General features: G+C 70.4%; 11 protein-coding genes. 9 read left to right on the top strand and 2 right to left on the bottom strand.

Annotated elements, in window-relative coordinates; genetic code table 11:
• Positions 1 to 28 precede the first annotated feature (28 nt).
• Positions 29 to 709 carry a ribulose-phosphate 3-epimerase gene (rpe, locus tag A612_RS12125; RefSeq protein WP_019374739.1) on the top strand — a complete coding sequence of 227 codons (681 nt, stop codon included), beginning with the start codon at positions 29 to 31 and terminating at the stop codon, positions 707 to 709.
• 16 nt (positions 710 to 725) lie between these two features.
• Here rpe and A612_RS12120 read toward each other — a convergent pair whose 3' ends face one another.
• Complete coding sequence (locus tag A612_RS12120) at positions 726 to 1,115, bottom strand: hypothetical protein (protein ID WP_019374738.1); 390 nt, start codon at positions 1,113 to 1,115, stop codon at positions 726 to 728.
• 148 nt (positions 1,116 to 1,263) lie between these two features.
• Here A612_RS12120 and gph point away from each other — a divergent pair, with 148 nt between their 5' ends.
• The gene (gene gph, locus A612_RS12115; RefSeq protein ID WP_019374737.1) at positions 1,264 to 1,989 is read left to right on the top strand and encodes a phosphoglycolate phosphatase; all 726 of its coding nucleotides are present in this window, start codon (positions 1,264 to 1,266) and stop codon (positions 1,987 to 1,989) included.
• Between the two features lie 30 nt (positions 1,990 to 2,019).
• On the opposite strand, the gene A612_RS12110 is transcribed toward gph, so the two are convergent.
• Positions 2,020 to 2,619 (bottom strand): chalcone isomerase family protein, encoded by a 600-nt coding sequence (locus A612_RS12110; protein ID WP_019374736.1) that lies wholly within the window; start codon positions 2,617 to 2,619, stop codon positions 2,020 to 2,022.
• A 371-nt stretch (positions 2,620 to 2,990) separates the two neighbouring features.
• Between A612_RS12110 and trpE the strand changes: the two genes are divergently transcribed.
• The 7 genes from trpE (at position 2,991) to A612_RS12080 (ending at position 10,212) form a co-directional block, all read left to right on the top strand.
• On the top strand, positions 2,991 to 4,493 hold the full coding sequence (gene trpE, locus A612_RS12105) for an anthranilate synthase component I (protein ID WP_019374735.1): 1,503 nt from the start codon (positions 2,991 to 2,993) through the stop codon (positions 4,491 to 4,493).
• Positions 4,490 to 4,840 (top strand): chorismate mutase, encoded by a 351-nt coding sequence (locus A612_RS12100; protein WP_019374734.1) that lies wholly within the window; start codon positions 4,490 to 4,492, stop codon positions 4,838 to 4,840. The genes trpE and A612_RS12100 overlap by 4 nt, the downstream gene beginning before the upstream one ends.
• Positions 4,837 to 5,412, top strand: a complete 576-nt coding sequence (locus A612_RS12095) for an anthranilate synthase component II (protein WP_019374733.1) — start codon at positions 4,837 to 4,839, stop codon at positions 5,410 to 5,412. The genes A612_RS12100 and A612_RS12095 overlap by 4 nt, the downstream gene beginning before the upstream one ends.
• Before the next feature lie 12 nt (positions 5,413 to 5,424).
• Positions 5,425 to 6,474 (top strand): anthranilate phosphoribosyltransferase, encoded by a 1,050-nt coding sequence (gene trpD / locus A612_RS12090; protein WP_019374732.1) that lies wholly within the window; start codon positions 5,425 to 5,427, stop codon positions 6,472 to 6,474.
• Positions 6,475 to 6,489: 15 nt separating this feature from the next.
• Positions 6,490 to 6,651 carry a hypothetical protein gene (locus tag A612_RS17565; protein ID WP_019374731.1) on the top strand — a complete coding sequence of 54 codons (162 nt, stop codon included), beginning with the start codon at positions 6,490 to 6,492 and terminating at the stop codon, positions 6,649 to 6,651.
• A 20-nt stretch (positions 6,652 to 6,671) separates the two neighbouring features.
• Complete coding sequence (gene trpC / locus A612_RS12085) at positions 6,672 to 7,475, top strand: indole-3-glycerol phosphate synthase TrpC (RefSeq protein ID WP_040436778.1); 804 nt, start codon at positions 6,672 to 6,674, stop codon at positions 7,473 to 7,475.
• A 64-nt stretch (positions 7,476 to 7,539) separates the two neighbouring features.
• Positions 7,540 to 10,212, top strand: coding sequence for a diguanylate cyclase (locus A612_RS12080; RefSeq protein WP_019374729.1), 2,673 nt, complete (start codon positions 7,540 to 7,542; stop codon positions 10,210 to 10,212).
• Positions 10,213 to 10,324 lie beyond the last annotated feature (112 nt).

Genomic DNA, 10,324 nt, shown 5'->3' with positions numbered 1-10,324 from the left:
CCCGGGGCTGCTGCGACAATGGCGCGCCATGAGCCGCACCTACCGCATTGCCCCGTCCATCCTCTCGGCCGACTTCGCCCGCCTGGGCGAGGAGGTGCGCGAGGTCATCGCCGCCGGCGCCGACTGGATCCACTTCGACGTGATGGACAACCATTACGTACCCAATCTCACGCTCGGCCCCATGGTCTGCCAAGCGCTCAAGCCCCATGCGGTGACGCCCGACGGCGTGCCGGTGCCCATGGACGTGCACCTGATGGTGCAGCCGGTGGACGAGCTGGCGACGGCCTTCGCCAAGGCCGGCGCCGACTACATCAGCTTCCACCCGGACGCGAGCACCCACGTGCACCGCAGCATCCAGAACATCAAGGCGCACGGCGCGCGCGCCGGCCTCACCTTCAACCCGGCCATGCCGCTGGACGTGCTGGACTGGGTGATCGAGGACATCGACCTGATCCTGCTCATGAGCGTCAACCCCGGCTTTGGTGGGCAGGGCTTCATCGACAGCACGCTGCGCAAGATCGAGGCCGCGCGCCGGCGCATCGAAGCGAGCGGCAAGGACATCCGGCTGGAGGTCGACGGCGGCATCAAGACGGAGAACATCCGCCGGGTGGCGGATGCGGGGGCCGACACTTTCGTCGCCGGCAGCGCGATCTTCGGGCAGGGGGACTACCGGGCGGTCATAGGCGCGATGCGCGCCGCCCTGGCCTGAGGCCCTGCGGCTTGGCTCAGCGCTGGGCCGGCAGGGTGATGGTGGTGGTGGCCTCGCGCAACACGCCGCCGCCGCTCACCGAGCCAGAGACCGGCTGGTTGCGCACGCGCTCCTCGCACAGCCTGCGGTCCTCGTCGGTCTTGAACACCTCGCAGCGCGCCGTGGCGTTGCGCTGGTAGGTGTTCTCGCCCGGGCTGGTCAGCTGGCCGGTACGGGCCGCCTGGGCCGCCGCGCCAGCTTCGCGGATGCATGCCGCGCGACTGGCCTCGGGCACCTGCGCGCAGGCGGCGCGGTCCTGCTGGTACTGGCTGCGGACCTCCTGCGCATTGCCGGCCGCCTGGACGGCGGTGCCAGCCAGCAGCAATGTGGCGGAGCAGACGAGCGTGGTGAAGCGGGACAGGGCCATGGTGTGGATCTCCTCGGGTGAAATGGTTGGAAACGAATGTGTCACGACAAGCCTAATCGCCCCGCCCCGGACCCGCGTGTCCGCAGTCGGCGATGGCCTGTGTCGGACGCGGCGCATATTGGGCCTGCGGGCCGCAAAGGAAGGAAACATGGACGCACGACAGGCCCTGGACGCGCTGCTGAGGCGCGTGGACGGCGCGATGGTAGATCTGGATGGCACCCTGGTCGATACGCTGGGCGACTTCGAGCAGGCGCTCAACCGGATGCTGGCCGACTTGCATTTGCCGGGGATCGGAGCGGGCGAGATCGAGCGCATGGTGGGCAAGGGTTCGGAGCACCTGCTGCGCGCCGTGCTGGGGCACGTGCTGGCGCAGCCCGGCGGCGCGGACCCGCAGGCGCGCGAGGCAGCGGTCGAGGCGCGCTTTGCCCCGGCCTGGGAGCGCTACCAGCACCACTACCGGACACTGAACGGGCAGTTCGCCACGGTCTATCCGGGGGCGCTGGAAGGCCTGCGCGCGCTGCGGGGCGCCGGGCTGCGCCTGGTCTGCCTGACCAACAAGCCGCAGGCTTTTGCCGAAGCGCTGCTGCGCGCCAAGGGTCTGGAGGGTTTCTTCGAGCGGGTCTTCGGCGGCGACGCCTTCGAGCGCAAGAAGCCCGACCCCCTGCCGCTGCTGCGCGCCTGCGAGGCGCTCGGCACCGCGCCGGCCCGCACGCTGATGCTGGGCGATTCGAGCAACGACGCCCGCGCCGCCCGCGCCGCGGGCTGCCCGGTGGTGCTGGTCAGCTACGGCTACAACCACGGCCGCCCGGTGCGCGAGGTCGACGCCGATGCCTATGTGGATACGCTGGCGGAGCTGCGACCAGCGCCCCGCTGAGAGGGCGGGGCGCCTGCTCCACCTCGGCGCTCATTCCTTGCCCAGCAGCGCCTCCTTGAGCTTCCAGTCGGCCGGCCGGGGCCCGAGCCAGATGCCCAGCAGCGCGTCGAAGAATTCCGGCTCCTTGAAGGGCTCGCCCTGGGGTTGGCCCTTGACGGTGACCAGCGTGCCGGTGCCGGGCAGCCAGTCGATGCTGAAGGTGTCGCCGGCCTTGAGCATCTTGTGTTCCGAGAAGATCTCGCTCATGCGCAGCACGCCCGGCACCAACCGCGAGAAGGCGCTGCGGTCCATGTTGTCCTCCATGCCGCGCGAGAACAGCCGGCCGAGCTCGCCCGAGTCGATGTCGCGCAGCATCACCACCTGCAGCCGCTTCGGCCCTTTCTGGCCGAACACCTCGGCGGGCGTCGCAGCCTTCTTCTCCAGGTACAGCCCGGCGGCGTAGACCTTGAAGACCGCCTTGTAGCGCGTCCCTGCGCCATTGAGCAGCAGCGAGCGTCCCTGCAGCTGCAGGGAAGGGTCGAAGGCCACGTCCCCGACCACCACCGGCTCGGCCGCGCCGAGCGACAGGGACAGGGGCGCGGCAAGCGCCAGGGCGCACCAGCGCAGGTAACGGCGGCGGTTCATGGACATGCACCAACTCCTGTAAGTGAAAAAAGAACGATCGTGCTTTTTTTCGGATTGTTACCTTCGCGCGGCGCCCGGGCAATAGGGTTTACGCGCGGGTGGCTGCCCCGGCGGCGCAGCCCCTCGGGCTTTGCTACACTTTGCCGCCATGTTCATCCATCGCATGTTCATTGCGGGTCGCAGCGACCGGGGAGCCTGGCCCTGGCGCAAGCCTGCTTTCCTGAACCCCTGAACGATGGCACCTGGGCCGCATCCCAGCGTGCGCCCTTGGCACCGGCCCCGCGCCCCTCGTCGGCGCGCACCGCGCGGCTGTCGACCCGAATGAACCTGCGGCCTGGGCCTCGAGCGGCCCGCCGCCCCGCTGGGGAACCTCTCCCGTGATCACTGAACTGGAATTCAAGAGCCTGGCGCTGGAGGGCTACAACCGCATCCCACTGATCGCGGAAGCCTTCGCCGACCTGGAAACGCCGCTGTCGCTGTACCTGAAGCTGGCGCATGCGCGCGGCGATGGCGCGCACAGCTTCCTGCTGGAGTCCGTCGTCGGCGGCGAGCGCTTCGGCCGCTACAGCTTCATCGGCCTGCCGGCCCGCACCCTGCTGCGCGCCAGCGGCTTCGGCGCCGAAGCCGCCACGCAGGTCGTGACCGACGGCCAGGTGGTCGAGACGCACGCCGGCAACCCGCTGGACTTCATCGCCGAGTACCAGAAGCGCTTCAAGGTGGCGCTGCGCCCGGGCCTGCCGCGTTTTTGCGGCGGGCTGGCCGGCTACTTCGGCTACGACGCGGTGCGCTACATCGAAAGGAAGCTCGAAGCCAGCTGCCCACCCGACACGCTCGGCTGCCCGGACATCCTGCTGCTGCAGTGCGAGGAAGTGGCGGTCATCGACAACCTCTCGGGCAAGCTCTACCTGATCGTCTATGCCGACCCGGCCGAGCCGGAGGCCTTCGCCCGGGCGAAGAAGCGGCTGCGTGAACTCAAGGACCAGCTGCGCTACTCGGTCAGCGCCCCGGTGGTGCGCGCCAGCGAGCCGCACCCGGTGCAGCGCAGCTTCGCCAAGGCCGACTACCTGGCGGCGGTGGGCCGCGCCAAGGAGCTGATCGCCGCCGGCGACTTCATGCAGGTGCAGGTCGGCCAGCGCATGCACAAGCGCTATACGGAAAGCCCGCTGTCGCTGTACCGCGCGCTGCGCTCGCTCAACCCCTCGCCCTACATGTACTACTACCACTTCGGCGACTTCCACGTGGTCGGGGCGAGCCCGGAGATCCTGGTGCGCCAGGAGGCCACGCCCGAGGGGCAGAAAGTGACCATCCGCCCGCTGGCCGGCACGCGCGCGCGCGGCGCCACGCCCGAGGCCGACCGGGCCATCGAGCAGGAGCTGGTGGCCGACCCGAAGGAGCGCGCCGAGCACGTGATGCTGATCGACCTGGCGAGGAACGACATCGGCCGCATCGCCAGGACCGGCACCGTGAAGGTGACGGAGGCCTTCGCCGTGGAGCGCTACAGCCACGTCATGCACATCGTCAGCAACGTGGAGGGCATCCTGCAGGACGGGCTGAGCAGCATGGACGTGCTCAAGGCCACCTTCCCGGCCGGCACTTTGAGCGGCGCGCCGAAGGTGCACGCCATGGAGCTGATCGACCGCCTGGAGCCGGTCAAGCGCGGCATCTACGGCGGCGCCTGCGGGTACCTCAGCTTCGCCGGCGACATGGACATGGCGATCGCCATCCGCACCGCCATCGTCAAGGACGGCGAGCTGCACGTGCAGGCCGCGGCCGGCGTGGTGGCCGATTCGGTGCCGGAACTGGAATGGAAGGAAACCGAGCACAAGGCCCGGGCGTTGCTGCGCGCGGCCGAGCTCGTCGAGGAAGGACTGGAAGGATGAGCACGCGCGCGATCGACCGAACCCGCCACTGCAGCAGCATGGCGCAGGTGCGCCAGCACATCGACGCGCTGGACGACGTGCTGGTGCCGCTGCTGGTGGAGCGCGGCGGCTACATGACCCAGGCGGCGCGCATCAAGACCGAGGCCGCCCAGGTGCGCGACGAGGCGCGCATCGAGCAGATCGTGCAGCGCGTGCGCGCCCGCGCCGCGGCCGAAGGGGGCGAGCCGCAGGTGATCGAGGCGATCTACCGCGCCATGATGGAGGCCTACATCGCCTTCGAGCACCGCGAGTTCGCGCGGCTGGTCGCCGAGGGCCACAAGCAGCCGCAAGAGGAGAGCGCACCATGACCCGCGTGCTGATGGTGGACAACTACGACAGCTTCACCTGGAACATCGTGCAGTACCTGGCCGAGCTGGGCGCCGAGGTGCAGGTGTTTCGCAACGACGAGATCGACCTTGCCGGCATCGAGGCGCAGCGCCCCGAGCGCCTGGTCATTTCGCCCGGGCCCTGCTCGCCGGCCGAGGCCGGCATCTCGGTGGCGGCCATCCGGCACTTCGCCGGGCGCCTGCCGATCCTGGGCGTGTGCCTGGGGCACCAGGCGATCGGCGTGGCCTTCGGCGGTACCATCGTGCGCGCCCAGGAACTGATGCACGGCAAGACCAGCACCATCACCACCACCCAGCAGGGCGTGTTCGCCGGCCTGCCGCGCGAGTTCACCGTGAACCGCTACCACTCGCTGGCCATCGAGCGCGCCAGCTGCCCCGAGGTGCTGGAGGTGACGGCCTGGACCGAGGATGGCGAGATCATGGGCGTGCGCCACCGCGAGCTGCCCATCGAGGGCGTGCAGTTCCACCCCGAGAGCATCCTCACCGAGCACGGCCACGCCATGCTGAGGAACTTCCTGCAGCCGCAGCCCTGACGGAGCGAACGCATGACCCCCATCACTCCCCAGGAAGCCCTGCAGCGCACCATCGAGCACCGCGAGATCTTCCACGACGAGATGCTGCACCTGATGCGCCTGATCATGGGCGGCGAGATCTCGCCCGTGATGGCGGCGGCGATCCTCACCGGCCTGCGCGTCAAGAAGGAGACCATCGGCGAGATCACGGCCGCCGCCGAGGTGATGCGCGAGTTCGCGCGCAAGGTGCAGGTGGCCGACACCACGCACCTGGTGGACATCGTCGGCACCGGCGGCGACGGCGCCAATACCTTCAACATCTCCACCTGCGCGACCTTCGTGATCGCCGCCGCCGGCGCGCGCTGCGCCAAGCACGGCGGGCGCAGCGTCTCGTCCAAGTCGGGCAGCGCCGACGCCATGGAGGCGCTGGGCGTGAACATCCTGCTGGCGCCCGAGCAGGTGGCGGCGTGCATCCGCGAGGTCGGCATCGGCTTCATGTTCGCGCCCAACCACCATCCGGCCATGAAGAACGTCGCGCCGCTGCGCCGCGAGCTGGGCGTGCGCACGCTGTTCAACATCCTGGGGCCGCTCACCAACCCGGCCGGCGCGCCCAACGTGCTGATGGGCGTGTTCCACGAGGACCTGGTCGGCATCCAGGTGCGCGCGCTGCAGCGCCTGGGCGCCGAGCACGCGCTGGTGGTCTATGGCCGCGATGGGCTCGACGAGATCAGTCTGGGCGCCGGCACGCTGGTGGGCGAGCTCAAGGACGGCGTGGTGCGCGAGTACGAGATCCATCCGGAAGACTTCGGCCTGCGCATGGCCGGCACGCGCGCGCTGCGGGTGGACGACCCGGAGCAGTCCCGCGCCATGCTGATGCAGGTCCTGCAGGGGGAGTCCGGCCCGGCGCGCGACATCGTCTGCCTGAACGCCGGTGCGGCGCTGTATGCAGCGGGCGTGGCCGCCGACATCGGCGCGGGCCTGGTGCGCGCCCAGGCCGCGATCGACAGCGGCGCGGCGCTGGCCAAGCTGCGCGAGCTGGTGGCTTACACGCAGGCGCTGGCGCAGCCGCCCGTCGCTGCCTGACGAGGGATCGCGCCCATGAGCCTGCTCGACGCCCCCATCTGGCACGACCCGGGCACGTGGATCGTGCTGGGGGTGTCGCTGCTGTCGCTGGTGGTCGCGCTGGTGATGTACCAGGTCATCCGCCGCGTGCTGCGCGCGCCCCCGCCGCCGGAGACACCGGCCCCGAAGAACGATTGAACATCCACAGGAAGCTGCCCGTGTCCGACATCCTGCAACGCATCTGCGAAACCAAGCGCGAGGAAGTGGCCGCCGCGAAAAAGCGCGTCTCCTTCGCCGACATACGCCGCGATGCCGAGAGCCGCGTGCTCACGCGCGACTTCGAGGGGGCCCTGCGCGCGAAGATCGCCGCTGGGCAGGCCGCGGTGATCGCCGAGATCAAGCGCGCCAGCCCCAGCAAGGGCGTCATCCGAGAGGACTTCGTCCCCGCCGACATCGCCCAGAGCTACGCCGAGGGAGACGGCCGCACGAGCGCTGCCTGCCTGTCGGTGCTGACCGACCGCCAGTACTTCCAGGGCCAGGGCGACTACCTCAAGCAGGCGCGCGCCAGCTGTGCACTGCCGGTGCTGCGCAAGGACTTCATGGTCGATCCCTACCAGATCTACGAGTCGCGGGCCCTGGGGGCGGACTGCATCCTGCTGATCGCCGCCTGCCTCGACGATGGCCTGATGGCCGAGATGGAGGCGATCGCGCTCGGGCTGGACATGGCGGTGCTGGTCGAGGTGCATGACGGGCCGGAGCTGGAGCGCGCACTGCGCCTGAAGACACCGCTGGTGGGCATCAACAACCGCGACCTGCGCAGCTTCGAGGTCCGCCTGGAGACCACGTTGGAACTGCGCCGCGAGGTGCCGGCCGATCGCCTGCTGGTGGCCGAGTCGGGCATCGCCACGCACGGCGATGTGCAGCGCCTGCGCGAGGCGGGCGTCCATGCCTTCCTGGTGGGCGAGGCCTTCATGCGGGCCGAGGAACCAGGGCAGGCGCTGGCGCAGCTGTTCGGCGGGTGACGCAGCGCGGGACGAGCCGGCCCGCGCCCCTTATCCTTGCTGCTTTCCCGCTGGCATCCGCGCCTTGTCCGATCCGAAGCCTCCCTTCACCATCCAGGCACGCAGGCCCTGGGCCGCGCTCGTGCTGCTCTGGCTGGTTCTGGGCGGCGCGCTCGCGGCCGGTCTGTGGACCGAGCGCAAGCAACTGGTGTCGCGCGAGCGCGAGCGGCTGCGCCAGAGCGTGGACATCGTCCACGACAACGTGGCGCGCCAGCTCACGGCGACGGCCTCGGTGCTCGGGAGCCTGGTGCAGGAGCCCGTGCCGGAGCCGGGGCAGGCCAGGGAGCGCCGCCGCCTGGACGAGCGCCTGCGCTTCTTCGCGCAGGCCATGGGGGGCGTGCGCACCCTGAGCGTGTTCGATGCCTTCGGGAGCGTAGTGGCCTCCAACCGCGAGGAACTGGTCGGCGGCAACTTCGCCTACCGCAGCTACTTCCAAGATGTGCGCGCTGCCGCGCCGGACACGCTGCTGGTCAGCGCCCCCTTTCGCGCCGTCTCGGGGGGCTGGTACATCACCCTGATGCGCCGCGTGACACTGGAGGACGGCGCCTTCGGCGGGGCGGTCATGGCCACGCTGGATCCGGAGCAGTTCCTCACCCTGCTGCAGTCCGTGCGCTACGCGCCCGACATGATCACCGGCCTGGTGCATGGCGATGGGCTGCGTTTCGTGATGGTGGAGGAGTTTCCGCAGCCTCCCGAACAGGCCGACGTGGCGCGGGCGGGCACGCCCTTCACGCTTCACCTGCAAAGCGGGGCGCAGACCAGCGTCGTGCAGGGCCGGCTCAAGCCCGACGGGCCGCTGCTGCAGGCGGCAGTGCGCACCGTCTCGCCGCCGGCGCTGCACATGGATAAGCCGCTGGTGGCCGGCGTGGCGCGCGAGTGGGAGGCGCTGTTGGAGCCCTGGCGCACCGCCGCCTTGCTGGTCGGCGGGGGGTATGTGCTCCTGGGTCTGCTGGCCGGCGGCGCGCTGTCGCTGGTGCAGCGGCGCCGGCGCGAACTGCACGCCCAGGCGCGCGCCATGGCCGAGCGGGAGGCGGCCGTCGAGGCGCGCTGGCGTGCGGTGCTCGGCGCCACCAGCCTGGGGATCTGGGAGTGGCACGGCCCCGGAACGCCCACCCTGTTCTCGCCCGAATGGAAGCAGATGCTCGGCTACGGCGACGCCGAGATCGCCGATGGCGACCACGATTGGCACAGCCGCCTGCACCCGGACGAGCGCGAGCACGTGCTGGCGCAGCTGGAAGACCACCTCGCCGGGCGCACCCAGCTCTACGAACTGACCCACCGCATCCGGCGCAAGGATGGCAGCTACCGCTGGGTGCATGCGCGCGGGCGGGTGCTGCAACGCGATGCCCGCGGGCGGGTGCTGCACTTCGTGGGGGCCTATGGCGATGCCGCCGAGCAGGGCCAGCGCCAGATCCAGCTCGACAGGCTCGCGGAGCACGTGCCGGGCATGCTCTACCAGTTCCAGCGCGACGCCGACGGGCGCATGCACTTCCCCTACGCCAGCGCCGGCGCCCAGGAGATCTACGGCTTTGCGCCCCAGGCGTTGCGCGAGGACGCCCTGCAGGCGTTCGGGCGCATCCACCCGGACGATGTCGCAAGGGTGACCGTCAACGTGCGGCGCTCGGCAGAGACGCTCGAGCTGTGGTGCGATGAGTACCGCGTGCTGTTGCCAGGACGCGGCGAGCGCTGGCTCAACGGGCTGGCAAGACCGCAGCGCCTGGGCGATGGCGCGGTGCTCTGGTATGGCTACCTGCACGACGTGACTGTCGCCAAGCAGCAGGCGCTGCAACTGCAGGAGACCGAACGCCTGCTGCAGCACCTGATGCAGGAGATGCCCATCGGGCTGGCGCTGGTGGACGACGCGGGCCGCATGTATTTCCGCAATCGGCGCTTCGTCGAATACTTCGGCTATGGGGATGAGGAACTCTCCACACTGGAGCAATGGTGGCGCCTCATCTACCCGGACCCGGAATACCGGGCCAGGGTGGTTGCTGCCTGGGACGAGGCGCTCGCCCAGGCGGCGCAGCGCGGAGGCGACATCGCGCCCCAGGAATACCGCACCACTTCGCGCGATGGCAGCGAGCGCACCATGGCCATCGGCGGGCTGGTTTTCGGCGGGCATTTTCTTGCGACCTTCTTCGATCGCACCGAGCAGCAGGAGCAAAGCGAGCTGCTGCGCCGGCTGGCGTACATGGACAGCCTGACGGGCGTTGCCAACCGGCGCCACTTCGACCAGGCGCTGGATGCCGAATGGCGCCGCTGCCGGCGCAGCGGCAGGCCCCTGGCGTTGATCCTGTTCGACATCGACCACTTCAAGCAGTTCAACGACCTCTACGGGCACCAGGCGGGCGACGAGTGCCTGCGCGCCGTGGCCGGTGCGCTGCGCTCCGGCCTGGCGCGTCCGCACGATCTGGTGGCGCGCTACGGGGGCGAGGAATTCGTCTGCCTGCTGCCGGAGTGCGGCCTGGAGGGGGCCACCGCCAAGGCGCGCGCGCTGGCGGCCGCGGTGCAGGCGCTGGACATCGCCCACCGCGGCTCGCCGGCCGGCATCGTCACCCTGAGCGCCGGCGTGGCCTGCCTGGTGCCGGACGCTGATCACCAGCCCGAGGACCTGGTGGCCCTGGCGGATGCGCGCCTGTACCGCGCCAAGGCGCAGGGGCGCAACGGCGTGCACAATGGGAGCGAGCCCCCGGCCTGAGCGCGCCCGCCTGCGCCGCTGCCGGGGCACGAGAGCAAGCCCATGCCTGACGCCCCATCCGATACTCCTGGCACGCAGCTGCGCAGCGCCGACCCGGCCGACTGGCCGGGGG

Source organism: Melaminivora alkalimesophila (assembly GCF_000282995.1).
GTDB lineage: Bacteria > Pseudomonadota > Gammaproteobacteria > Burkholderiales > Burkholderiaceae_C > Melaminivora > Melaminivora alkalimesophila.
Note: the sequence above shows the minus strand (reverse complement) of the source record. Positions and strands in the feature narration are given on the sequence as shown.

Excerpts from the sequence above, each read along its gene's own strand:
- rpe (WP_019374739.1), top strand. The coding sequence starts at position 29 with ATGAGCCGCACCTACCGCATTGCCCCGTCCATCCTCTCGGCCGACTTC.
- A612_RS12095 (WP_019374733.1), top strand. The coding sequence starts at position 4,837 with ATGACCCGCGTGCTGATGGTGGACAACTACGACAGCTTCACCTGGAAC.
- A612_RS12100 (WP_019374734.1), top strand. The coding sequence starts at position 4,490 with ATGAGCACGCGCGCGATCGACCGAACCCGCCACTGCAGCAGCATGGCG.
- A612_RS12120 (WP_019374738.1), bottom strand. The coding sequence starts at position 1,115 with ATGGCCCTGTCCCGCTTCACCACGCTCGTCTGCTCCGCCACATTGCTG.
- A612_RS12110 (WP_019374736.1), bottom strand. The coding sequence starts at position 2,619 with ATGTCCATGAACCGCCGCCGTTACCTGCGCTGGTGCGCCCTGGCGCTT.
- A612_RS17565 (WP_019374731.1), top strand. The coding sequence starts at position 6,490 with ATGAGCCTGCTCGACGCCCCCATCTGGCACGACCCGGGCACGTGGATC.
- trpD (WP_019374732.1), top strand. The coding sequence starts at position 5,425 with ATGACCCCCATCACTCCCCAGGAAGCCCTGCAGCGCACCATCGAGCAC.
- gph (WP_019374737.1), top strand. The coding sequence starts at position 1,264 with ATGGACGCACGACAGGCCCTGGACGCGCTGCTGAGGCGCGTGGACGGC.